The organism is Stenotrophomonas sp. GSD10 (assembly GCF_056172695.1).
The window spans coordinates 3074084-3097412 of sequence record NZ_JAOCMC010000002.1; the positions used below are offsets into that span (position 1 = coordinate 3074084).

Genomic DNA, 23329 nt, shown 5'->3' on the forward strand with positions numbered 1-23329 from the left:
CCATACGGTGACCGGCGTGCACGCGCCGGCCATCGCGGCGATGATAGGGGGTGCGGGTCCCCTCCCCGCGAACGATGCCTACGACATGTCCACGACTTCCGTTGCTTCGATCCGCGAAGAAATCGCCAGCGCCCTGACCCACGGCCTCGGTGCCGTGCTGGCCCTGGGCGCCGGCGCGGTACTGATCACCTTGGCCGCCATCTACAGCGATGGCTGGCAGCTGGCCGGCGCGATCGTGTTCGGCATCGCGCTGTTGCTGCTGTACACCGCCTCCACCCTGTACCACGCCATCCAGCACCCGGTCGCCAAGGGCCGCCTGAAGGTGTTCGACCACTGCGCGATCTACGTACTGATCGCCGGCACCTACACCCCGTTCACCCTGATCGGCCTGCGCGGCCCCTGGGGCTGGGGCCTGTTCGCCGCGATCTGGACCCTGGCCCTGGCCGGGGTGGTGTTCAAGCTGTTCTACACCGGCCGCTTCAAGGCGCTTTCCACCGGCATCTACATCGCCATGGGCTGGCTGGTGATCGTGGCGATCAAGCCGATGCTGGCCTCGATCGACGGCTGGACACTGGGCTGGCTGCTGGCCGGCGGCCTGTCCTACACGCTGGGCACCTACTTCTACCATCGCGAATCGATCCCCTATTCGCATGCGATCTGGCACCTGTTCGTGATCGGCGGCAGTGTCTGCCACTTCGTCGCGGTGACCATGCAGGTGCTGTAACCACAGTCCGGCGCGCGGCCCTGCACGCCGCGCACATGGACGCTTCGCGCCCCGTCCACGATCGGGGCGCAACCATGGCAGTGTGAATGCTGCCGCCTCCCCTGCTGCACGGCGCCCTTCCCGCTGGCGCCTCCGGCGCCCTGGCCCGTGGGGCCAGCGTGTGTGGGCTGCGCTGCTGTTCCTGCTGGCCGCGCTGCTGGTGTTGATCGCGTTGTGGGACTGGAACTGGTTCAAGGGGCCGGTCGAACGTGCGGTGCAGGCGCGTACCGGCCGTGCGCTGCACATCGGCCAGCTGGATGTCGATCTGGGCCGCACCACCACGATCCGCGCCGATGCGATCACCTTTGCCAATGCCCGCTGGGCCAGGCAACCGCAGATGGCCAGCGCCGACCGGGTCGAGATCGACGTGCGGGTCTGGCCGCTGCTGCGCGGCAGTGTGCAGCTGCCCGAAGTGCGCCTGACCCGGCCCGACGTGCTGCTGGAAACCGCCCCGCGCAAGGGCGAACCGGGCAACTGGGATTTCCTCGGTGACAGCGCCGGCGGAACCAGCCCCCAACTCAAGCGCCTGCGCATCGACGACGGTCGCCTGCAGTTCCTCGATGCGCTCGGCCGCACCGATATCCGCGTGGATGTGCGCAGCGGCCAGCCGAAGCAGGCCGATGCCGCACCGCCGCTGCTGGTGCAGGGCAAGGGCCACTGGCAAGGCAATGCGTTTACCCTGCGTGGCGGCACCGAATCCCCGCTGGAACTGACCGACAGCGATCACCCGTTCCGCATCCATCTGGACGGCCGCGCCGGCAGCACCCACGCCGTCGCCCGCGGCACGCTCACCAATCCGTTCCAGCTGCGTGTGTTCGACCTGCAATTTGCGCTCAGCGGACAGGATCTTGCAGACCTCTACCCCCTACTGGGCATCGCCATTCCACCCTCGCCGCCTTACGCCCTGGACGGACGCCTGAAACGCGACCACAACGTGTGGCGCTACGATGCCTTCACCGGCAAGGTCGGTGACAGCGACCTGGCAGGCAACCTTCAGTTCGAAGTGGGCGGCGCGCGGCCGCGGCTGACCGCCACGCTGGAATCCAGGCGCCTGGATTTCGATGACCTGGCCGGCTTCGTCGGCGCACCGCCGAAAACCGGGGGTGGCGAAACAGCCAACGCCGAACAGAAGGCTGCGGCCGCCCGTGTTGCCGCCAGCAGCCGGGTGCTGCCGGATACGCCGTACAACCTCGGCAAGCTGCGCGCGATGGATGCCGATGTGCGCTGGAAGGCCCACCGCATCAATGCGCCGTCACTGCCACTGGATGACATGGATGCGCATCTGCTGCTGGACGACGGCGTGCTGCGCCTGGACCCGCTGAACTTCGGCGTGGCCGGCGGCGATATCCGCAGCACGATCCGCATGGATGCGCGCCAGGCGCAGATCAGCACCGCGCTGAAGGCCAGCGTACGCGGCGTGCAGCTGGGCCAGCTGTTCCCGGACGCGAAGCTGGCCGAACAGGCCAAGGGCGGCATCGGCGGCGAGGTGGACCTGAGCGGTCGTGGCAATTCGATCGCCGCCATGCTGGGCAGCAGCAGCGGCAAGGTTGGCCTGGCGATGGGCCGTGGCCACGTCGGCAACCTGGTGATGGAACTGGCCGGGCTGGATATCACCGAATCGTTGAAGTTCCTGGTGACCGGAGACAAGCAGATTCCCCTGCGCTGCGCCTTCGCCGACTTCGGCGTGCGCGACGGGCTGATGACCAGCCAGGCACTGGCAGTGGACACCACCGACACGATCCTCATCGGCGAGGGCACGGTCAGCCTGCGCGACGAAACCCTCGACCTGCTGCTGAAGCCTCGCCCGAAGGACAAGAGCATCCTGGTACTGCGCTCGCCACTGCACATCGCCGGCACGTTCAAGGACCCGTCGTTCCGCCCGGATTTCAAGGCGCTGGGCATTCGTGGCGCGGTGGCCCTGGCGCTGGGCAGCATCGCCCCGCCGGCGGCGTTGCTGGCGACGATCGAACTGGGGCCGGGCAAGGATGCCGACTGCGGCGGGCAGTATGCGAAGTAGGGTTACAGCGTTGTTCGCGGCGCCTGCATTGATCGCGGCTTGAGGGGGACGGGTGACGCAGGCAGGACACGCCGCAAGTACGTCCCTGTAGGCTCGATGGCGCCATCCATGGCGCCAACGGTCCTGCCTGCGTCACCCGTCCCCCTCCCGACAGTTTCCTGCGCGCGCGGAACGAGAGCGGAAATTCAAAGTCAAAAGAAAGAGCAAAGTCAGAAGCCGTTGCCAACCAAGGTTGGCACCCACCAAAGGCGAGGCACCGCGCTCGCGGGAACGTGTCCAGAGGCGGAGGGTGCGGCTGGGCAGGACCGTTGGCGCCATGGGCCCGAGGCATGCCTCGGGCGGGTTGGGCAGGACGCCAAACCCTGGTCTTGCCGTGTGCGCAGGACAGCGCACACGAGCAAGGCGCCATCGAGCCCCATGGATGGGTTTACGGCGTGTCCTGACCAGCCGCACCCTCCGCCTCTCCGACGTATCAGGAAGGCGCTGCTTTGGCTTTGGCTTTGGCTTTGGCTTCGAAAAGCGGGCCGGCGGGCCGCAGGCCCGCCAGCGACACCCTCACCCGGCAACGATGTACTGCTGCAGATGATCCAGCTCGCGCCGCTGCGCATCGATCACCGACTTCACCAGGTCACCAATGGAAATCACCCCCAGCACCTGCGCGCCCTCCACCACCGGCAGGTGGCGGATGCGGTAATCGGTCACCAGCTGCAGGCAGTGCTCCACCTGCTCGCCCGGTGACACCGTCACCACCTGCGCGGTCATGATCTCGGCCACCGCCGTATCGCGTGAGGAACGATCGCGCAGCACGATCTTGCGCGCGTAATCGCGCTCGGACAGGATGCCGACCAGTCGCGGGCCATCCATCACCAGCACCGCCCCGATGCCCTTCTCCGCCATCAACCGGATCGCATCGATCACCGCCGCATCCGGCGCGACCGCATGTACTTCAGGAGACTTGCCGTCCAACAGTTGTCGTACCGTGGTCATCCGCCTGCCCTCCGAGGGTGGGTTGCAGGGCCGAGTCTGCCACGGCCGATGCTAGCCAGGCGTCAACCAGGTACAGCGGTCGCTGCTTGGACTCTTCATACAACCGCCCCAGGTACTCACCGATCAGCCCCAGCGCGATCAACTGCACCCCACCCAGGAACAGGATCACCGCCATCATCGTCGGCCAGCCGGCCACGCGATCCCCGTACAGCGCCGCCTTCACGATCACCCACAGGCCAAAGACGAACGCCACTGCCGCCGTCGCCAGGCCCAGGTAGGTGGCGGTGCGCAGCGGTACCGTCGAGAACCCGGTAATGCCCTCCAGCGCGAAGTTCCACAGCCGCCACAGGCTGAACTTGCTGCTCCCGGCCACCCGCGCGTGGCGATGGTAGGGCACGGCAATGCGCTTGAAGCCGACCCAGCTGAAAAGCCCTTTCATGAAGCGGTGGCGCTCGCGCATTTCGCGCAGCGCGCTCAACGCACGCGCCGACAGCAGGCGGAAGTCGCCGGTATCGGCGGGAATCGGCGTGCGCGACAGGCGCCCCATCACCCGGTAGAACATCGCCGCCGTGGCGCGCTTGATCCAGGCCTCGCCATCGCGGGCCATGCGCGTGCCGTACACGTTGTCATGGCCCTCGCGCCAGCGCGCGACGAACTGCGGCACCAGTTCCGGCGGGTCCTGGCCATCAGCATCGAGGATCATCGCCGCGCCTTCGCGCACCAGGTCCAGGCCGGCGGTCAGCGCCGCCTCCTTGCCGAAGTTGCGCGACAGCCGCAGCGCCGAAACGCGCGCATCGCCCTCGGCCAGCCCGGCGATCACCTCCCAGGTGCCGTCGTGGCTGCCGTCGTCCACATACAGGATGTGGCCGTCGAGATCGGGCATGCCGTCGAGCACCGCACACAGGCGCGGATGCAGCAGGGGCAGTGCCAGCGCCTCGTTGTAGGCAGCGATGACGAAAGTAAGCCGTTCGCGGGTCATGCCCGGATTGTACGTTGCATGGGCGCACGCCATGCGCCGGCCGGCCGGCACGCGCACTCAGTCCTCGGCCAGATATCCGGCCCCGCCCAGCTGGCGCGCCTGGCGCTGGATCCACGCCGCGCGGCGCTGCACGTACGGGCCAGGTGCGGCCGCGTTGTAGCGCCGCGGTGCCGGCAGCACCGCCGCCAGCCGCGCGCTCTCGGCCGGGCTCAGGCGCGCGGCATCCTTGCCCCAGAATTTCTGCGCCGCCGCCTGCGCGCCATATACCCCATCGCCGAATTCGGCGATGTTGGCGTACATCTCCAGGATGCGCTGCTTGGGCCACATGGCCTCGATCAGCACGGTGTACCAGACCTCCAGGCCCTTGCGGATCCAGCTGCGGCCCTGCCACAGGAACAGGTTCTTGGCCACCTGCTGGCTGATCGTGCTGGCCCCGCGCAGGCGCCCGCCGCGGGCGTTGTGGTCGCGGGCCTTCTCGATGGCCTGCAGGTCGAAGCCGTTGTGCTCGGGGAAGCGCTGGTCTTCGGCCGCCACCAGTGAAATCGGCAGGCTCGGCGCCATCTGGTCCAGGTCGCGCCATTGGTAATGCAGCCGGTAGGACCAGTCCGCCTCGCCCAGCGCCTCGCCGTAGCGCCACAGCATCACGGTGGACCCGGGCGGGTCGATGAAGCGCAGCACCAGCACCTGCAGGCAGCTGAACGCAGCCAGCAGCAATGGCAGCCACAGCAGGTATTTCCAGCGCCAGCGACGACGACGCGGCGGCGGCGCCACGGCCTCTACCTTGTGCTGCTCTCCCCTGCCCCCATTACTGGTGCATCCTTCTTCTGTCTGGTTGTCGGCGCATTATCCGGCAACCGCCCCCGTTTACGCGCGATGTGAGCCGATGACCGCCAACTCCGATTCCCTGATCCGCTTCCTGCTGCCCGACGCCGGTGTCCGCGGCGTGCATGTACGCCTGCAGGCCACCTGGCAGGAAATCCTGTCCCACGCCCAGTATCCGGATGCCGCCGCCGAACTGCTGGGCGAGGCCTGCGTGGCCGCCGCGCTGTTCACCGGCCACACCAAGATCGATGGCCGCCTGTCGATCCAGCTGCGCAGCAGCAGCGCCCTGCGCACCCTGTTCGCCGAGTGCACCGCGGCCGGCACCCTGCGCGGCATCGCCCAGCTCAGCGACGGCGAGGACGCCCCGCGCGACCTGTCCGCCCTGGGCGACGACGCCATCCTCGCCATCACCATCGAAAACCCCGGCCTGGACCCGCGCGAACCGCAGCGCTACCAGAGCCTGGTCGGGTTGACCGCGCCGGAACTGGATGAAGCCTTCGAGGACTACTTCCGCCAGTCCGAACAGCTGCCGACCCGCCTGCTGCTGGCCGCCGACCGCAATGGCGCGGCCGGCCTGCTGCTGCAGAAGCTGCCGGGAGACGAGGGCGACGAGGACGGCTGGGCACGCGCCAGCGCCCTGTTCGAGACCCTGGGCAAGGCCGAACTGCTGGCCACCCCGGCCGAACAGCTGCTGCACCGGCTCTTCCACGAGGAGCACCCGGAGCTGATGGGCGACAAGCCGCTGTCCTTCGCCTGCTCCTGCTCGCGCGAGCGGGTCGAGGCCATGCTGCAGTCGCTGGGTGAGGAAGAAGCACGCGCCGCTGCCGTGGACACCGGCGCGGTCGAAGTGCGATGCGAATTCTGCGGGCGTGAGTATCACTTTCCATTGACGGAGTTCGGCATACTGTTCCACGGCGCCAAGGGGGCAGTACCGGCGCCTGAACGGCTTCAGTAAACGGCAGTCTTGTACCTGGGGAGGATCAAGGCTTGTTAAGAATTCATAAACACCCTAGGATCGAGTTCCCGTCCCCACGGGAACTTCCGTTGTCCGTCCCTGTCTGAACTGGTCCGATGCGTACCTTCCTGCGTCTACCGCTGGCCCTGCTGATCGCCCTTGGCGCGATCACGGGCGTGCACGCGCAGAGCAAGGACACCCGCACCGTGCTGCCGGTGTGGAACAAGGGCAGCGGCAAGGTCGAGGCCCTGCTGTATCTGGAGCCGACCGGCGAACAGGCTGCCGGCGCCCGCTGGCACTTCGGCCGCAATTCACTGGACGCCGCCTTCGGCCTGTCCTCCGGCGATTCGCTCGGTCTGCTCTGCAACAGCAGCAGCGGTACCAGCATGAGCGGCCTGGCCAGTCATTGCATGCTGGCCAGCCTGGGTGATGACGACGACCTCAACAGCCGGCGCTTCACCGGCACCGCCGCGCTGAACCGTGGCAACAGCCGCCTGGGCATCACCGCGGGCACCGGCCGCGAGACCCTGCCGGCGTGGCTGGCCGGGCCGAACAAGACCCCGTCGCTGCGCACCGAACAGAACGATCTGACCGTGTTCGCGCAGAAGAACATCGGCCGCGAAGGCTTCGTCTCCATCGCCGGCACCTACGCCAAGGCACGCCTGGTGCCGCTGGCCGACGCCTCGCCGGCACTGGTCGACCGCTGGGACAGCAAGAGCCTGAGCATCGGCGCCGGCTATGGCAACTTCACCGGCAGCATCATCGGCCGCGTCGTTGATGTGCCCGGTAAGCCGGGCAAGTGGGAAGGCCTGGGCATCGGCCTGACCTGGCGCACGCCGTGGTCCGGCCAGCTGACGGTCGGCGCCGAGAACGTGATCAGCCGTGGCAAGAATCCGTTCTCGCCGCGCAATGAAAGCAACGACGACGGCACCGTGCCGTACGTGCGCTACGAACAGGATCTCTGATCCGTTTCCACGGCCCTGGCCGTATCCCCGTTGTTCCCTGCCGGGCGCCGAAAGGCGCCCGTTGCGCATGTGCGCTGCATACCTTTTGATGCACGCGTCAAGGGCCTGGGATACCTGGAATAACGCGATGACATACTGCGGTACATATCAAACGTAACTTTTTTCATCATTCTGCGTTAACAAACGAGGCACGGCTAAATAACCACATAAGCAACCCATTGATTTCAATGAAATAAGAGGCAATTTACCAAAATCACAGACTTGATTAACACAGCTTTAATTCTTGGCGAACGCCCGCTACTATCGGGTCAGCCTCGCGATTTGGGAGCGCTCTTTCGCTCCCCCGCCGGGCATAAACCCCAGCCAAGATTTCTTGGAGAGAGAGAGCCAATGAAACTCAAGTCCAGCCAGCTGCGTGACGCAGTTGTGATCGCGCTTGTCGCCGGTGCCAGCACCGCGACGGCCCACGCCCAGGAAGCCACCAACCTCGACCGTATCGAGGTCACCGGTTCGCGCATCCGCCAGGTCGATACCGAAACCGCACAGCCGGTGATGACCATCAGCCGCGACCAGATCGAGAAGCAGGGCTTCAAGTCGGTCGCCGACATCCTGCAGAACATCCCGGCCGCCGGTTCGCCCGCCATCAGCCGCACCACCCCGCTCAGCTCGGGCGAAGCGGTCGGCGGTTACTACATCGACCTGCGCAACCTGGGTGCCAACCGCACCCTGATCCTGATCGACGGCCGCCGCCTGGGCATCACCAACGACGGCCTGCAGGACGTCGCCTCGATTCCGTCGGCGATGGTCGAGCGCATTGAAGTGCTGAAGGACGGCGCATCCACCATCTACGGTTCGGACGCCATTGCCGGCGTGGTCAACATCATCACCCGCAAGGACTTCGAAGGTGCCGAAGCCAACGTCTACATCGGCCAGTGGGACCAGGGCGACGGCAAGCGCGAGAACTACGATTTCATCATGGGCTTCCGTGGTGAGCGCGGTTCGCTGACCGCCGGTGTCGAGTACACCAACGAAGATCCGGTGTGGGCCAAGGATCGTTGGTTCTCGCGTGACCGCTTCCCGACCGGCGAGAAGAGCGCACCGCGCCCGGGCGGCCTGTCCGGCACCTCGCAGTGGGGCCGCTTCGTCTACAACGACCAGCTCTACACGCTGCGCCGCGACGTTCCGGGCCTGGATCCGTCGCAGTTCTCCAGCTATCGCCTGGTCGACCCGACCATCGACGTCTCCAACCCGGCGCTGGCCTCGACCGTGTACAGCGGCATCAAGCGCAAGTCGGCCTTCCTGAACGGCCGCTTCGACTTCACCGACAACGTGCGCTTCGACACCAGCGTGCTGTACACCGACCGTGACTCGTTCGCGCAGAACGCGGGCTATCCGTTCTTCAGCGAAGACTATGGATTCACGAACAATGGCCTGTCGGCTGACAGCGTGTTCAACCCGGTCGGCGAAGACGTCCAGTACGTGCGCCGTGGCTGGGAAGTGCCGCGCGAAGTCCGCAACAGCCTGACCACCACCCGCTTCACCGGCATCTTCAGCGGTACCTTCCAGACCGGTGAGCGTTACTGGGACTGGGAAGCCGGCTATCTGTACAACCAGAACAAGGGCACCCAGATCAGCACGGGTAACCTGAACACCTACGCCGTTGGCCAGGCCACCGGCCCGTCCTTCATCAACGCCAACGGCCAGGTGCAGTGCGGCACGGCAGCCTCGCCGATCCCGCTGGGTACCGGCCCCGGGTCGTGCACGCCGTGGAATCCGCTGATTCCCAACGGTTACAACTCGCGCAACAGCCTGGCCGATCCTGATGTGCAGGCCTACCTGTACCAGCCGGGCCAGGCGCTGTCGCGCACCACCACCAAGAACTACTTCGCCAACATCGCCGGCACCATCGCAACCCTGCCGGCAGGCGACCTGGGCGTGGCGCTGGGCATCGAGCGTCGTGAAGAGAGCGGCTCGTTCTCGCCCGATGCGCTGGCCCAGACCGGTATCTCGACCGATCTGGCCGCCGGCCCGACCCGTGGTGGCTACAACCTCAATGAAGCCTACCTGGAGCTGCAGATCCCGGTCCTGGCCGACCTGCCGGGTGCGAAGGAACTGACCCTGACCGCGGCCACCCGCTACTCGGACTACGACACCTTCGGCAATACGCTGAACAGCAAGTTCGGCCTGAAGTGGAAGCCGATCGACTCGATCCTGGTCCGCGGTACCTGGTCGGAAGGCTTCCGCGCACCGACCGTGGCCGATCTGTACGGCGGCATCTCGCAGACCTTCCCGGGCTACACCGACCCGTGCGACACCAGCTTCGGCCCTGCCGCCGGCAACGCACGCTGCCTGGCTGACGTGCCGGCCGGCTTCCGCCAGCCGAACACTTCGGGCACCGGCCCGGCTCCGGGCAGGGGTGAAGCCAGCGATACGCCGTTCGTCACCGGCTCGACCCCGGGCCTGACGCCGGAAACGTCGAAGTCCAAGACCATCGGCATCGTGTGGAGCCCGTCCTTCCTGACCGGCTTCAACACCTCGCTGGACTGGTGGAACATCCGCATCGACAACACCATCGTTGCCGATACGCCGACCGACCTGCTCACCGACTGCTACCTGCGTGGCATCGAATCGCGCTGCTCCGGCTTCACCCGTAATGCCAACGGCAACATCACCGACCTGACCTTCGCGCTGCGCAACGCCGGCTACGTGGAGACCGAAGGCTTCGATTTCGACGTCAACTACCGCTTCGAAACCGGCTTCGGCAACTTCACCACGTCGCTGCAGAACACGTACGTGACGAAGAACGAGATCAAGCAGGACAACACCGACAACCCGCCGACCCAGCTGAACGGCTTCGAGGGCAACTTCCGCCTGCGCTCGAACCTGACCGTCAACTGGCAGCTGGACAACCTGTCGATCTCCTGGACCGCGCGCTACTACTCGGGCACCAAGGAAGACTGCTACTTCGACGACCGCTGCACCCTGCCGAACTTCAGCTCGCCCGATACCCTGGGCGTGATCACGCCGAAGAACGAACTGGGTTCCAACACCTTCCACGACCTGCAGGTGTCCTACAACCTGCCGTGGAATGCGACGGTGGCCGTGGGTGCCAACAACGTGTTCGACCACTGGTCGGCACCGGCCTACGCGCAGCCGAACTCGGGCTACTCGTACTACGGTGGCTACGACATCGGCCGCTTCGTCTACATGAAGTACCAGCAGAAGTTCTGATCGGTTGATTGATCGATGACATCAGCAACGGCCCCGAAAGGGGCCGTTGTTCTTTGCGTGGCCGGCAGCGTGCGAAGGCCATCGGCCCCAGCAGAAAGGCCGCGGCAATGCCGCGGCCTTCCAGTGACCTCATCGTGTGGCGCTCATCCGTTCGGGATCAGCGTCTCGATCAGGTGCTCGACGTAGGCTTCGAAATCCTCACGCGCCTGTTTGGGCTGCTGCAGCTGCAGCGACAGCTGCAGGAAGCCGACGTAGGCCGCATAGGCCAGACGCGCACGGTGCCGCGCATCGGTCGAGCTGAGCCCGGCCTGGCGGAACGAGGCGACCAGATAATCCAGGCGGCGCTGCGAGACGCGGTCGATCACCGGCCGCACCATCGGATGATCCAGCGCCTTCAGCAGCTCGCTGTAGATGATGTGCGGCTGCACTTCATGCGCCACCATCTGGAACAGCTGGCGCAGGCGTACGCGCGGGTCCGGCACGTCTTCCAGGCTGCCGAACACTTGTTCCTGTTCGAACAGCTCCCAGCGTTCCAGCGCTGCCTGCAGCAATGCATCGCGCGAGGGGAAATGCCAATAGAAACTGCCCTTGGTGACCCCGAGACGGCGCGCCAGCGGCTCTACCGCGACGGCGCCGACACCTTGTTCAGCAATCAGATCGAGGGCCGCCTGGGCCCAGTCTTCGGCACTCAGGCGGCTGTTGCGGCCGGCGCGCGGTTCGCCGGCGGAAGCGTCAGGTTGATTCATGGGCTGATTTAACCATACGGCGGGGTTCGTTGCAGTACGCGGTTGCGCTGGAAACCGTCGCAGGGCCACGTGGAGCGCCTGCCGCGATGCACCATACTGCGCAGTATTGACTTCCTTTCGAAGCACTCCATACTATCAAGTATGGTTACGTCCCCTATTCCTGCTGCGTTCCATGACCTGCGCCTGGATGCCGCCCACGGTGCGCGCCTGGCGGCGACCGCCAGCGACCACGGCCGCCGCAGCCGCGTGCTGTTCGCGCATGGCTTCGGCCAGACCCGGCACGCCTGGAACGCCACTGCCCGGGCCCTGTCCGCGGCCGGCCTGCAGACCCTGGCCTACGATGCGCGCGGCCATGGCGACTCGGACTGGAATGCCGCCGAGCTGCCCTACCACGGCGAACAGTTCGCCGATGACCTGATCGTGCTGGCCGGCGAGCAGCCGCGTCCGCCGGTGCTGGTGGCAGCCTCGATGGGCGGCCTGTTCGGCCTGCTGGCCGAATCGCGCTGGCCGGGCCTGTTCTCGGCGATGGTGCTGGTGGACATCACCCCGCGCTGGGACACCGCCGGCGTCGAACGCATCCTGGCCTTCATGACCGCCCATCCCGACGGCTTCGCCTCGCTGACCCAGGCCGCCGACGTGATCTCGGCCTACATGCCGCACCGCCCGCGCAAATCCGAGCAGTCGCTGCGTGCGCTGCTGCGCGAGGACGGCCACGGGCGCTGGCGCTGGCACTGGGACCCGCGGCTGGTGGCCGAACTGGCCCGCGACAGCGAACAGCACCAGGACGCGCTGGCCGAGGCCGCACGCCAGGTGAAGTGCCCGCTGCTGCTGGTCAGCGGCGGCCGCAGCGACCTGGTCACGCCGCAGACGGTGGCCGAATTCCTGGCGTTGGCGCCGCACGCGCGCCATGTACAGCTGCCGCAGGCCACGCACATGGTCGCCGGCGATGACAACGACGCCTTTACCGCTACTGTGTTGGACTATCTGGACGTGTTGCCCGCAGCGGATGCTGCAGCTTCGTCCGCCACAAACGAGCACGTCACCGGAGCACGCTCATGAGCATCGTTCTTCCCTTCCTCGCCCTGCTGCTGGCAGGCGCGTTCGTCGCCTACCACCGCATGCGGCTGGTTACCTGGACGCTGATCAGCGTGGCCCTGCTGGCCGCCTGCTGGTTCATTCCCTACGTCAGCCAGACCGCCACGATTGTGGCCGCCGCCGTGCTGGCGGTGATCGCCGTGCCGCTGCTGCTGCCGTTCATCCGCAAGCCGCTGCTGACCGGCCCGATGATGAAGGTGTTCCGCAAGGTGCTGCCGCCGCTGTCGCAGACCGAGCGCATCGCGCTGGAAACCGGCTCGGTCGGTTTCGAGGGCGAGCTGTTCACCGGTGATCCGGACTGGAACATCCTGCTCAACTATCCCAAGCCGCAGCTGACCGCCGAAGAACAGGCCTTCCTGGATGGCCCGGTCGAAGAGCTGTGCACCATGGTCAACGACTGGGAAATCACCCACGTCCACGCCGACCTGCCGCCGGAACTGTGGGCCTTCATCAAGAAGAACAAGTTCTTCGGCATGATCATTCCGAAGGAATACGGCGGCCTGGGCTTCTCCGCGCTGGCCCACCACAAGGTGATCCAGAAGCTGGCCTCGGTGTCCTCGGTGGTCAGCTCCACCGTCGGTGTGCCGAACTCGCTGGGCCCGGGTGAACTGCTGGTGCACTACGGCACCCAGGAACAGAAGGACCAGTACCTGCCGCGCCTGGCCGATGGCCGCGAAGTGCCCTGCTTCGGCCTGACCGGCCCGTTCGCCGGCTCCGACGCCACCTCCATTCCCGACTACGGCATCGTCTGCAAGGGCGAGTGGAACGGCGAGCAGGTGCTCGGCGTCAAGCTGACCTTCGACAAGCGCTACATCACCCTGGCCCCGGTCGCTTCGCTGATCGGCCTGGCCTTCCGCATGTACGACCCGGACGGCCTGATCGGCGATACCCGCGATATCGGCATCACCCTGGGCCTGCTGCCGCGCGACACCGCCGGTGTTGAAATCGGCCGTCGCCACTTCCCGCTGAACTCGACGTTCCAGAACGGCCCGATCCGCGGCAAGGACGTGTTCATCCCGCTGACCCAGCTGATTGGTGGCGCAGCGATGGCCGGCAAGGGCTGGAACATGCTCAACGAGTGCCTGGCCGTGGGCCGCTCGATCACCCTGCCCTCCACCGCCAGCGGCGGTGCCAAGGCCGGTGCAGCGGTCACCGGCGCGTACGCCCGCATCCGCAAGCAGTTCGGCCTGTCGGTCGGCCGCTTCGAAGGCGTGGAAGAAGCACTGGCCCGCATCGGCGGCAAGGCCTACAAGATCAGCGCGCTGTCGCAGGCCACCGCTGCCGCGGTTGACCGTGGTGACGTGCCGTCGGTGCCGTCGGCGATCGCCAAGTACCACTGCACCAACATGAGCCGCGAAGTGATCTCGGACATGATGGACGTGATCGGCGGCAAGGGCATCATCCTGGGGCCGCGCAACTTCGCCGGCCGCAGCTGGCAGGCCGCGCCGATCGCGATCACCGTGGAAGGCGCCAACATCATGACCCGCAGCCTGCTGATCTTCGGCCAGGGTGCGATCCTCTGCCACCCGTGGGTGCTGAAGGAAATGAAGGCCGCGCAGGATCCGGACACCCGTGCCGGCCTGCAGGACTTCGACCGCAGCCTGTTCGGCCACATCCGCTTCGGTATCTCCAATGCCGTGCGTTCGTTCTGGTTCGGCCTGACCGGCGCGCGCTTCGGCGCCGCCCCGGGCGACGCCTACACCCGCCGCTACTTCCGCAAGCTGGACCGTTACTCGGCCAACCTGGCGCTGATGGCCGACATCTCGATGATGACCCTCGGCGGCAAGCTGAAGTTCAAGGAATCGCTGTCCGGTCGCCTGGGCGATGTGCTGAGCCATGTCTACATGACCAGCGCCATGCTCAAGCGCTACCACGACGAAGGCGCACCGCAGGCCGACCAGCCGCTGCTGGCCTGGGCCTTCCATGACAGCGTGCACAAGATCGAAGAGTCGCTGTCGGCCGCGCTGCGCAACTTCCCGATCCGTCCGATCGGCTGGCTGATGTGGGCGCTGATCTTCCCGCTGGGCCGCCGTGCCGAGGCCCCGGGCGATCGCCTGAGCCGCCGTGTTGCCGCCCTGCTGATGGCGCCGAACGAAGCGCGTGATCGTCTGGCCAGCGGCGTGTTCCTGACCCCGTGCGAGAACAACCCGGGTGGCCGCATCAACAGCTACCTGAGCAAGGCGATCATGGCCGAGCCGGTGGAGCGCAAGTTCCTGAAGGCGCTGAAGAGCAAGGGCATCGAAGCGCTGGACTTCAAGGCCCAGCTGGACGAAGCCGTGGCCGAAGGCGTGATCACCCAGGACGAACGCAGCCTGCTGGAAGAGCTGCGCACGTTGACCCTGGACACCATCACCGTGGACGACTTCGACACCCACGAACTGCGCGCGGCCAGCTACTACGACCGCCAGCACAAGGACCCGCATTCGCAGGCGGCCTGATCGCCCGCGACACGCGTTGCCTTCGACGGCGGGCCTCGGCCCGCCGTCGTTCTATCCGACGACCGGAAATCCACCATGTCCACGCCCCTGCTTTCGCTCTACCACCGCCTGCAGCGCTGGCCCGCTGGCAACTGGCTGTTCTCGCGCGCGGTGTGCCTGAAGGCACCCTACTTCGCCAGCATCGCGCCGCGCATCACCCGCCTGGAGCATGGCCGCTGCGAAGGCACGCTGGCCGACCGTCGCAAGGTACGCAACCACATCGGCACAGTGCATGCGATCGCGATGTGCAACCTGGCCGAGCTGACCGCCGGGCTGATGGTCGATGCATCACTGCCCAAGGGCATGCGCTGGATTCCGAAGGGGATGCAGGTGCAGTACCTGGCCAAGGCGCGCGGCACGCTGCAGGCGGTGGCGCTGCCGGCGCAGCCGATTGTCGTCGCGGCGCAGGGCTACGCGCTGCCGGTGACGGTGAGCGTGCGCGACCGCGCGGGGACGGAGGTGTTCAGCGCGGTCATCGACATGTGGATGTCGCCGGCGAAGTAGTATTCCGGCGAACGGCGCAGCCCCTCGTGGGTGGGTCGCGGAATGCGGTTTATCGGCTGGGCCGGAGGGGTGAGGCCGGGCGGGGACGCCGCAAGTACGTCCGTGTAGGCTTAGCCGCGCCATCCATGGCGCGGATACCCCGCCCGGCCCCACCCCTCCGGCCTCTGACAGATCTCTGCGGCGTCCACCCACGTAAGAGAAAAAGAAGAGCAAGAGCAAGAGCAAAAGCAAAAAGCAGAAGCGGCCCGCCGGCCGCTTTTTTCATGCGCGCAGAACCCACGAGCGCAGCGACCCGCTGTTGCTCTTGATCTTCTCTTCTTCTCCGTGGGCTGGCCGCGCACGGAAACTGTCAGGGGTGTGGCGGGTCGGCCGTGCAGGGGCGTTGGCGCCATGGATGGCGCCAACGAGCTTACAGGGACGTACTTGCAGCGTCCCCTGTACGGCCCACCCGCCACACCCAACCCATGACCCGCATTCCGCGACCAACCCACGAGGGGCTGCGCCGTTGGCTGGAAACTACACCACCGCGCGAAGCACCAGCGCCAGGATCGCCGGCAGCGCCTGGATCATGAAAATGCGCCGGCTCACGCTGTAGGCGCCATAGCACCCGGCCACCACCACGCAGGCCAGCGAGAACGTCACCGGCACCGGCTGCGCCATCACCAGCCCCACCACGATGCCCGCCGCCAGGAAGCCGTTGTACAGGCCCTGGTTGGCCGCCAGCACGCGCGTGATCTCCGCCTTCTCCGGCGTGTTGCGGAACGTCTTCAGGCCCAGCGGGCGGGTCCACAGGAACATCTCCAGTACCAGGAAATAGACGTGCAGCAATGCGACCAGCAGGGTCAGGGCGAGAGCGATCCAGTACATGAGCAGTTCCTTGGACAGGGATGGAGAATGGGGTCAGATCCGGTCCCCTGCGGGGACGGGATCTGACCCCGGAACATCAGCGATCGCGCGGCAGCTTCTTTTCTTCGCGCAGCACGCCGAATGCCGCTGCGGTCATGCACGCGGCCACCAGCACGCCACCGACGAACACCACGTGCGAGCCGAACAGGGACAGCCCCTTGTGTACCCATGCGAAGCTCAGGTCGGCACCGCGGTAGACCACGGTGTCGATCGCCGCACCGGCCTTGTAGCGCCACTGCCGGTCCACACGGGTGTAGATGGTCTCGCGTGCCGGCTTGGCCAGCGCGAACTCACTGGCGCGAGTCATCACCTGCACCACCGCCACCATCAGCGGCATCGGCGAAGCGGCCAGCACCGAGAAGCCGATCAGGATCGCGAAGCCGGGAATCAGCAGCGCCGGTGCGATACCGTGGCGCGACAGCAACCAGCGGGTCAGGCCAAGCTGCATCAACAACGCCAGCGCATTCACCGCCAGGTCGATGCGCGAGAAGAACGCGGTACTGGCCGCCGGGTCGGTGAACGCCGCGCGCACGATGGCCGCCTGCTGGTTGTACAGCAGCGTGCCGACGCCGACGCCGAACACCACCATGATCGCCAGCCAGCGCAGCGAGCGGCTCACGCACGATCAGCTTCAGTCCATCCAGGATGCTGCCGCCCATCGGCTGCTCGCCGGAGACCAGCTGCTGCTCGCGCTCACGCAACACCGCCCAGTGCCGCAGCCGCCAGATGCACAGCAGGCACACCAGCAGGAACCCGGCCGAGACCAGCATCAGGTTGGCGATGCCCACGCGCTGCACCAGCGCGCTGGTGATCAACGGGCCGAGGAAAGCGCCGACGGTGCCGGCCGCACCGATGTAGCCGTACCAGGCGCGCGCCTGTGCATTGGAGAACACATCGGCCATGAAGCTCCAGAACACCGCCACCGCGAACAGGTTGAAGACGGTGATCCAGAAGAAGAACGCCATGCCCCGACCGGGTACGCCGCTGTCGAACAGCGCGTAGAACCCCAGCAGCGTCACGATGAAAAAGCCGTACACCGCCGGCAGGAACACCCGGCGTGGGAAGCGGCTGACCAGCCAGCCGTACACCGGCTGCAGTACCAGCATGATCACGAACACGCAGGAGAACAGGAACTGCAGCACGAAGTCCTTCAGCGCGATGCCGTGGCTGGCGAACCAGGCAATCAGCACTGGCGGGAACACGGTTTCCAGGTCCGCCGAGGCGGCCATGGCCTCGCGCACCGGGCGCAGCACGTAGTAGCCGCTGAGCAGGCAGAAGAAGTACAGGAACGACCACCACAGCGCGGGCGACTCGCGCAGCGCCACCGTCAGCCCCCGCAGCGGCCCCTTGACCGGCGTCGCGCTCACGCAGCGCCCCTCGCCCACAGACGGCGGTTGGACAGCGGCATGGCAGGCTCCGGGGCGGTGAAGCGCGTACGTTAGCCAATGCACTGCAACATCGCCAGCACGGCACGCCATTCCCGCTGCTGGGAGACACCCGTAACGGCCTCGGATGACACGTTCGGATACACACTTTCGGAGCGTCAAAATTCCAACTTTTTCAACGAGATGCGCATTCATCTTCGCTTTGTTTGTGCACAGGGGAAAAGCGGCGCTAGAATCGCCATCAGCAGTCGCGCACGGGTCCAACCGATGAAAAAGAACAGCCTGCGTCGTCCGATCCGTTCGGCGGCCACCGGTTTGCTGGGCATGTTGATGCCCGTTGCCTTGTCCACCACCGCGCAGACCCCGCCGGCGTTGCCACCGATGCCGGCCAACATCGAATCCGCTGCGGCCAGCGCCGTCGCCCACACCCAGCCGGCGGCGTACCGCACCGGCCTGGTGCCGCAGGTGCAGGCCCCGGCCGCCGGCTTCAACGTCGCCAACATCGAGTCGATGGCGCAGCAGCTCACCTATGGCGAGCGCGTGCCGGGCATGGCGGTGGCGATCGTGCAGGGCGGCCGCATCCTCAGCGCGCGCGGTTATGGCGTCACCGACGTCAACAATCCGCTGCCGGTCGATGCGCACACCGTGTTCCGCCTGGCCTCGTTGTCCAAGGCCTTCGCCGGCACCATGGCCGGTCTGCTGGTGAACGATGGCACGCTGCGCTGGGACAGCAAGGTCACCGACTACGTGCCGGGCTTCCGTCTGAACTCGCCCGAAGCCACCGACCGCCTCACCGTGGCCGACGTGCTCAGCCACCGTGTCGGCCTGCCCTACAACGCCTACGACCGCGACATCGAAGGCAACGCCGAGTACTACTCGCTGACCCAGAAGCTGGCCAACACCAGCCTGAAGTGCCTGCCGGGCGACTGCTACGCCTACCAGAACGTGGCCTTCAGCCTGATCGGCGACGTCGTCTATGCGGCCTCGGGCAGCTTCTACGAGCAGTCGGTCGAACGCCGCATCTTCAAGCCGCTGGGCATGAACGATGCCAGCCTCGGCCTGGCCGGCATCCAGGCCAGCTCGCGTTGGGCGCGTCCGCACGTGCGCAGCCGCAACGGCTGGGTTTCGCTGACGCCGAAGCCGACCTACTACCGTGTCGCCCCGGCCGCCGGCGTCAACGCCAGCGCCAGCGACATGGCGCAGTGGCTGCTGGCCCACACCGGCCATCGCCCCGACGTGCTGCCCGCACCGCTGCTGGCCACCCTGCATTCGAGCCTGATCAACACCCCCGGCGAGATGCGTTCGGGCTGGCGCCGCGAGCGCCTGCACTCGGCCGGCTACGCGCTGGGCTGGCGCACCTTCGATTACGCCGGCCACGATGTGGTGTTCCATGCCGGCGCCGTGCAGGGCTATCGCGGCCTGGTGGCGCTGGTGCCGGAACGCGACCTGGGCATTGCGATCATGTGGAACGGCGAAAGCGGCCTGCCCAGTGGCCTGCTGCCGACCGTGCTCGATTCGGCGCTCGGCCTGCCGGCGCAGCGCTGGCTGGATGTCGATACCGACTTCGGCAGCGACAACCTGATGGCCGAGGGTGCAAGCCCGGCACAGCAGGACAAGCGCAAGGGCAAGGGCGCCTCGAGCAACCGCGCAGTGGCCTCGCCGCGCTGATCAGGCGGGCTCGGCCGTAAGCATGAAGGGCGGCCCATGGGTCGCCCTTTTTCTTGGGGTTGTAGAGTCGAGCTTGCTCGACTGACTGATCGGCACCTGTAGCGTCGAGCTTGCTCGACTGATCCAGGCAGTCGAGCACGCTCGACTCTACAAATGCGAAAAACAGTCGAGCAAGCTCGACGCTACCCATGCCCGGCTAATGCGCGAAGTAATGCATGCCACCGTCCACCGGGATCACCGCGCCGGTGATGTAGCCGGCCAGCGGCGAGGCCAGGAAAGCCACCAGCGGCGCCACTTCCTCCGGCTCGCCAAAGCGCCCGATCGGAATGTTGCGCGCAATGAACGCGCTTCGGCTTTCCTCGGTCGGGTGCAGGCGGTCGAGGATCTGCGGACTGTTGATCCGTCCCGGCGCAATCGCATTCACCGTGATGCCCTGCCCGGCCACCTCAGACGACAGGCCCTTGCTCCACAGATGCAGCGCCGCCTTCGCTGCCGTGGCCGCATTCACCGCACGCGGCTCCATCGAACCACTGAAGTTGATCACCCGCCCCCAGCCTTGTGCCTGCATCGCGGGCAGCAGTGCCTGGGTCATCCGCCGTGCCGCAGAGAAGTTCAGCGCCACAGCCTCCTCCCAGATCGCGTCGGCGGCATCCACCGTGGTCGGCCGCGAACCACCCGCCGCGTTGACCAGGATGTCCACCCGCTGCAGCGCAGCCAGGGCGGCGGCGGCGATGCGGCGCACGTCCCCGGCGTCGGTGACATCGCCCAGCAGGATGATCGGCGCCGCCGCACCCGCCGCTTCGATCTCTGCCGCCAGCGCCTGCAGTGGCTCTGCACGCCGCGCACTGATCGCAACGCGTACCCCTGTGATGCCAGGCTCCTGGCGACAGCGGCACCGATGCCACTGCCGGCACCGGTGACCAGCGCGGTACGCCCTTCAAGATCCAGATCCATGATGTTCTCCCAATCGCCTGCCGGCACATCCGGCGCGTGCCCTGCATGCTGTTTGATCACCCCCGATTGATAAACTCCGCGCAGGTTTCAGCATTCAACACCGGGAGTGTCAGATGAACCTGCTGGAGAGCATGCAGGTCTACGTGCTGATCGTGGACAAGGGCAGCCTGAGCGCGGCGGCGGAGGCGATGGACATCTCCGCCACGATGGCCGGCAAGCACCTGCGTGCACTGGAGGCGCGACTGGGCATGCAGCTGCTGAGCCGCACCACGCGACGCCAGCACGTGACCGCGTTCGGTGAGGACTACTACACGCGCTGCCGGGAGATCCTGCGCCTGGTGGAAGAGACCGATGCACAGGCCCAGCACCAGCAGCTGGCGCCGGCAGGCACATTGCGCATCAGTGCACCGGTGATCTTCGGCACGCATGCGCTGGTACCGGCGCTTGCCGACTACATGGCGCGCTACCCGGAGGTGCAGGTCGAGGCGACACTGACCGACCGCGTGGTCGACCTCACCGAAGAAGGCTTCGAAGCCGCCGTGCGTATCGGCACGCTGGCCGACAGCAGCGAGCTGGTGGCGCAGCCACTGGCGCCCTACCGGTTGATGATGTGTGCATCGCCTGGATACCTCGACCGGCATGGGACGCCGCACACCGCGCAGGACCTTGCCGGGCACCAGTGCCTTTCTTTCGAACCCACCGCGCTGGCCCAGTGGCTGCAGGCTGCACCTGGCGGGCTCGAGCGTGTGCCAGGCGGCCGGCTGCAGATCAACAACGGTGAAGCGCTGCGCGCAGCAGCACTGCATGGGCTGGGCATCGTGCTGCAGTCGGCGTTGCTGCTGGCCGCGGACGTGGAAGCCGGGCGACTGGTACAGCTGCTGCCCGGCCATGGCCACGCCGGCAGACCGATGCATGTGGTCTACGCCCACGACCGCTACCGCTCTACCCGCCTGCGCAGCTTCCTGGCGTTCCTGGCCGAGCGCTTCCTCCGGTGGGCACCACCTTCGGCACCGATACACGCCCATAAAAAACCCCTCCCCGCTGGGCAGCCAGGGAAGGGGTTTCAGGATGCGGCTATCGGGAAGTACTTAGATCAGCGGCGCCGGGGTTGCCGGCAGAGCGACCGGAGCGGCCTTCTTCTTGCGGGCGGCCGGCTTGCGCTTGGCAACCTTCTTCGCTGCCTTCTTCGGGGCAGCCTTCTTGGTGGCCTTCTTCGCCGTCTTCTTCACAGCCTTCTTGGCGGTCTTCTTTACTGCCTTCTTGGCAGTCTTCTTTACCGCCTTCTTGGCGACCTTCTTGGCCGGCTTGCGGGCCGTTGCCTTCTTGGCAGTCTTCTTGGCAGTCTTCTTGGTGGCCTTCTTGGCTACCTTCTTGACGGCCTTCTTCGCGGTCTTCTTGGCAGCGGACTTCTTGGCTACCTTCTTTGCCGCCTTCTTCACTGCCTTCTTCGCAGTGGTCTTCCGGGCGACCTTCTTCGCAGCCTTCTTCACTGCCTTCTTGGCGGTTGCCTTCTTCGCGACCTTCTTCACTGCCTTCTTGGCAGCGGCCTTCTTCGCGACCTTCTTCACCGCTTTCTTGGCGGCGGGCTTCTTCTTCGCAGCTTTCTTGGTTGCCATGGGATGGCTCCTCGTCAGTGATAGGGAGTTGAAACGCCCAGGTGGATCAAACCCGCGGATGCTGCGTGCGGGGACCGCCGGCGCGTCAGGCGCGCCGTTACGGATGCGGCAATGCCCGCTTCGATCGGCGGAGCAGGCATTGGAACGGGAGTTGCCTTGCGTTTCTCCGGGGAAGCGGGGCCATGTCCACCGTCATCAGGGTCGCGGTGGTCTTGAAGGGGCTGCTTCGCATCGGACGATTGATTCTGCGCACTCGGTTGGGCAGGCAAGGTCTGCTGAGGCGAAACCTAATCACGGTTTTTTTACTGTCAACAACCCCCGCGAAAAATTTTCACATCCGCACCATCCCTGGCACCGTCCGCGCCACCGCGCGGCTGCGCCTGCAACGCCCCTTGAAGCGACGCACGCGCGCATCGTGTGCCATGACGTCGATCCAGACATTGAACAAAAAACACTTGAAATAAGCACTCTGCGCAGATAGGCGCAGATAGGCGCAGATGCGGTACGACATCGCGCGTGCGTGCCTGATGGTCGCCCGCACCGCCGCCAACGCCAGCACAACGGCGCCGCAACGGGGGCGAAAAGTTTTCACATCCGGACGTGCCGACGCGGGGTGGAAACGCGGATTTGCGCAAAACTGCGCGTGCCCATCGGTACCGTTCGTCCGCTCGCTGATACCGCGTCGAGGGTGTGCAGCGAACCGGCCGTCATGAGTCCGACGCGGGCGCCAGAACAAAAACGGCCACCCGAAGGTGGCCGTGTCCGAACCGGAAAGCGACGACTCAGTGGTCGTCGTTCTCCAGGGCTTCGGCGTACGCGTCCGGGTCCAGCAGGTCGTTGACCTCTTCGGCGTTGGTCAGTTCGACCACGAACATCCAGCCTTCGCCGTAGGCATCTTCGTTGATGGTTTCCGGCTTGTCGGACAGGGCCGAGTTGACCTCGACAACCTTGCCGCTGATCGGGCTGTAGACGTCCGAGGCGGCCTTCACCGACTCGACGACGGCAATCTGTTCGCCGGCCTTGGCGTCGGCGCCGACTTCGGGCAGCTCGACATAGACCAGGTCACCCAGCAGGCCCTGGGCGTGGTCGGAAATACCGACGGTGACGCGGCCATTGCCTTCGACACGGGCCCACTCGTGGGACTTGAGGAACTTGAGGTCGCCGGGGATCTCGCTCATGGGACTGCTCCAGAGATATGCAGGGGTGGAAAAAACGGGGCTAGTGTAACCAACCGGCCGCCACTGCTGTCAGTGACGTCC

18 protein-coding genes and 1 pseudogene are annotated in these 23329 nt (G+C 66.3%); 11 read left to right on the forward strand and 8 right to left on the reverse strand.

Features of this window, described 5'->3' with window-relative positions:
* Positions 1-85 precede the first annotated feature (85 nt).
* Positions 86-724, forward strand: a complete 639-nt coding sequence (gene trhA, locus N4G47_RS14515) for a PAQR family membrane homeostasis protein TrhA (protein ID WP_010482744.1) — start codon at positions 86-88, stop codon at positions 722-724.
* 82 nt (positions 725-806) lie between these two features.
* Positions 807-2780, forward strand: a complete 1974-nt coding sequence (locus tag N4G47_RS14520) for an AsmA family protein (protein ID WP_475288006.1) — start codon at positions 807-809, stop codon at positions 2778-2780.
* A 555-nt stretch (positions 2781-3335) separates the two neighbouring features.
* Here N4G47_RS14520 and N4G47_RS14525 read toward each other — a convergent pair.
* Genes N4G47_RS14525 through mtgA form a run of 3 tightly spaced genes read right to left on the reverse strand, consistent with a single transcriptional unit; the run spans position 3336 to position 5517 of the window.
* Positions 3336-3767 (reverse strand): CBS domain-containing protein, encoded by a 432-nt coding sequence (locus N4G47_RS14525; RefSeq protein ID WP_107231242.1) that lies wholly within the window; start codon positions 3765-3767, stop codon positions 3336-3338.
* Positions 3727-4746 (reverse strand): glycosyltransferase family 2 protein, encoded by a 1020-nt coding sequence (locus tag N4G47_RS14530; RefSeq protein ID WP_475288011.1) that lies wholly within the window; start codon positions 4744-4746, stop codon positions 3727-3729. Before N4G47_RS14530 ends, N4G47_RS14525 begins: the two co-directional genes overlap by 41 nt.
* A 57-nt stretch (positions 4747-4803) precedes the next feature.
* Complete coding sequence (gene mtgA, locus N4G47_RS14535) at positions 4804-5517, reverse strand: monofunctional biosynthetic peptidoglycan transglycosylase (protein WP_475288014.1); 714 nt, start codon at positions 5515-5517, stop codon at positions 4804-4806.
* Between the two features lie 112 nt (positions 5518-5629).
* Between mtgA and hslO the strand changes: the two genes are divergently transcribed.
* The 3 genes from hslO to N4G47_RS14550 all read left to right on the forward strand — a co-directional run bounded on the left by hslO (position 5630) and on the right by N4G47_RS14550 (position 10719).
* Entirely contained in the window at positions 5630-6523 is an 894-nt protein-coding gene (hslO, locus tag N4G47_RS14540; RefSeq protein ID WP_475288017.1) for an Hsp33 family molecular chaperone HslO, read from the forward strand.
* A gap of 116 nt (positions 6524-6639) precedes the next feature.
* Positions 6640-7488 carry an XOO1806 family protein gene (locus N4G47_RS14545; RefSeq protein WP_057497274.1) on the forward strand — a complete coding sequence of 283 codons (849 nt, stop codon included), beginning with the start codon at positions 6640-6642 and terminating at the stop codon, positions 7486-7488.
* A gap of 390 nt (positions 7489-7878) precedes the next feature.
* Positions 7879-10719, forward strand: a complete 2841-nt coding sequence (locus N4G47_RS14550) for a TonB-dependent receptor (RefSeq protein WP_475288020.1) — start codon at positions 7879-7881, stop codon at positions 10717-10719.
* Positions 10720-10862: 143 nt separating this feature from the next.
* On the opposite strand, the gene N4G47_RS14555 is transcribed toward N4G47_RS14550, so the two are convergent.
* Positions 10863-11465 (reverse strand): TetR/AcrR family transcriptional regulator, encoded by a 603-nt coding sequence (locus N4G47_RS14555; protein ID WP_005418411.1) that lies wholly within the window; start codon positions 11463-11465, stop codon positions 10863-10865.
* Positions 11466-11606: 141 nt separating this feature from the next.
* Here N4G47_RS14555 and N4G47_RS14560 point away from each other — a divergent pair, with 141 nt between their 5' ends.
* The 3 genes from N4G47_RS14560 to N4G47_RS14570 all read left to right on the forward strand — a co-directional run bounded on the left by N4G47_RS14560 (position 11607) and on the right by N4G47_RS14570 (position 15541).
* Positions 11607-12524, forward strand: coding sequence for an alpha/beta fold hydrolase (locus N4G47_RS14560; RefSeq protein ID WP_475288024.1), 918 nt, complete (start codon positions 11607-11609; stop codon positions 12522-12524).
* Positions 12521-14998 (forward strand): acyl-CoA dehydrogenase, encoded by a 2478-nt coding sequence (locus N4G47_RS14565; protein WP_475288028.1) that lies wholly within the window; start codon positions 12521-12523, stop codon positions 14996-14998. The genes N4G47_RS14560 and N4G47_RS14565 overlap by 4 nt, the downstream gene beginning before the upstream one ends.
* A 75-nt stretch (positions 14999-15073) precedes the next feature.
* Positions 15074-15541, forward strand: coding sequence for a hotdog fold domain-containing protein (locus N4G47_RS14570; protein ID WP_475288031.1), 468 nt, complete (start codon positions 15074-15076; stop codon positions 15539-15541).
* A 516-nt stretch (positions 15542-16057) separates the two neighbouring features.
* Here N4G47_RS14570 and N4G47_RS14575 read toward each other — a convergent pair.
* Positions 16058-16408: a DUF1304 domain-containing protein gene (locus N4G47_RS14575; RefSeq protein ID WP_475288034.1), complete on the reverse strand. Its 351-nt coding sequence runs from the start codon at positions 16406-16408 to the stop codon at positions 16058-16060.
* A 76-nt stretch (positions 16409-16484) separates the two neighbouring features.
* Positions 16485-17814: pseudogene (locus N4G47_RS14580) on the reverse strand (NTP/NDP exchange transporter).
* 285 nt (positions 17815-18099) lie between these two features.
* Here N4G47_RS14580 and N4G47_RS14585 point away from each other — a divergent pair.
* A complete protein-coding gene (locus N4G47_RS14585; protein WP_475288036.1) occupies positions 18100-19500 on the forward strand; it encodes a serine hydrolase domain-containing protein in 1401 nt (466 codons plus the stop codon).
* Positions 19501-19696: 196 nt separating this feature from the next.
* Here N4G47_RS14585 and N4G47_RS14590 read toward each other — a convergent pair whose 3' ends face one another.
* Entirely contained in the window at positions 19697-20371 is a 675-nt protein-coding gene (locus tag N4G47_RS14590) for an SDR family oxidoreductase (protein ID WP_475289952.1), read from the reverse strand.
* A gap of 196 nt (positions 20372-20567) precedes the next feature.
* Here N4G47_RS14590 and N4G47_RS14595 point away from each other — a divergent pair, with 196 nt between their 5' ends.
* Both N4G47_RS14595 and N4G47_RS14600 read left to right on the forward strand, forming a co-directional pair.
* The gene (locus tag N4G47_RS14595; RefSeq protein WP_475288040.1) at positions 20568-22091 is read left to right on the forward strand and encodes a LysR family transcriptional regulator; all 1524 of its coding nucleotides are present in this window, start codon (positions 20568-20570) and stop codon (positions 22089-22091) included.
* Between the two features lie 161 nt (positions 22092-22252).
* The gene (locus N4G47_RS14600; protein ID WP_475288043.1) at positions 22253-22534 is read left to right on the forward strand and encodes a hypothetical protein; all 282 of its coding nucleotides are present in this window, start codon (positions 22253-22255) and stop codon (positions 22532-22534) included.
* A 318-nt stretch (positions 22535-22852) separates the two neighbouring features.
* Here N4G47_RS14600 and gcvH read toward each other — a convergent pair whose 3' ends face one another.
* A complete protein-coding gene (gcvH, locus tag N4G47_RS14605; protein ID WP_107231822.1) occupies positions 22853-23248 on the reverse strand; it encodes a glycine cleavage system protein GcvH in 396 nt (131 codons plus the stop codon).
* Positions 23249-23329: the final 81 nt, after the last annotated feature.

Coding starts and splice junctions, on each gene's coding strand:
- trhA (WP_010482744.1), top strand. CDS start 86: ATGTCCACGACTTCCGTTGCTTCGATCCGCGAAGAAATCGCCAGCGCC.
- N4G47_RS14525 (WP_107231242.1), bottom strand. CDS start 3,767: ATGACCACGGTACGACAACTGTTGGACGGCAAGTCTCCTGAAGTACAT.
- N4G47_RS14530 (WP_475288011.1), bottom strand. CDS start 4,746: ATGACCCGCGAACGGCTTACTTTCGTCATCGCTGCCTACAACGAGGCG.
- hslO (WP_475288017.1), top strand. CDS start 5,630: ATGACCGCCAACTCCGATTCCCTGATCCGCTTCCTGCTGCCCGACGCC.
- N4G47_RS14545 (WP_057497274.1), top strand. CDS start 6,640: ATGCGTACCTTCCTGCGTCTACCGCTGGCCCTGCTGATCGCCCTTGGC.
- N4G47_RS14550 (WP_475288020.1), top strand. CDS start 7,879: ATGAAACTCAAGTCCAGCCAGCTGCGTGACGCAGTTGTGATCGCGCTT.
- N4G47_RS14555 (WP_005418411.1), bottom strand. CDS start 11,465: ATGAATCAACCTGACGCTTCCGCCGGCGAACCGCGCGCCGGCCGCAAC.
- N4G47_RS14560 (WP_475288024.1), top strand. CDS start 11,607: ATGGTTACGTCCCCTATTCCTGCTGCGTTCCATGACCTGCGCCTGGAT.
- N4G47_RS14565 (WP_475288028.1), top strand. CDS start 12,521: ATGAGCATCGTTCTTCCCTTCCTCGCCCTGCTGCTGGCAGGCGCGTTC.
- N4G47_RS14570 (WP_475288031.1), top strand. CDS start 15,074: ATGTCCACGCCCCTGCTTTCGCTCTACCACCGCCTGCAGCGCTGGCCC.
- N4G47_RS14575 (WP_475288034.1), bottom strand. CDS start 16,408: ATGTACTGGATCGCTCTCGCCCTGACCCTGCTGGTCGCATTGCTGCAC.
- N4G47_RS14585 (WP_475288036.1), top strand. CDS start 18,100: ATGAAAAAGAACAGCCTGCGTCGTCCGATCCGTTCGGCGGCCACCGGT.
- N4G47_RS14595 (WP_475288040.1), top strand. CDS start 20,568: ATGAACCTGCTGGAGAGCATGCAGGTCTACGTGCTGATCGTGGACAAG.
- N4G47_RS14600 (WP_475288043.1), top strand. CDS start 22,253: ATGTCCACCGTCATCAGGGTCGCGGTGGTCTTGAAGGGGCTGCTTCGC.
- gcvH (WP_107231822.1), bottom strand. CDS start 23,248: ATGAGCGAGATCCCCGGCGACCTCAAGTTCCTCAAGTCCCACGAGTGG.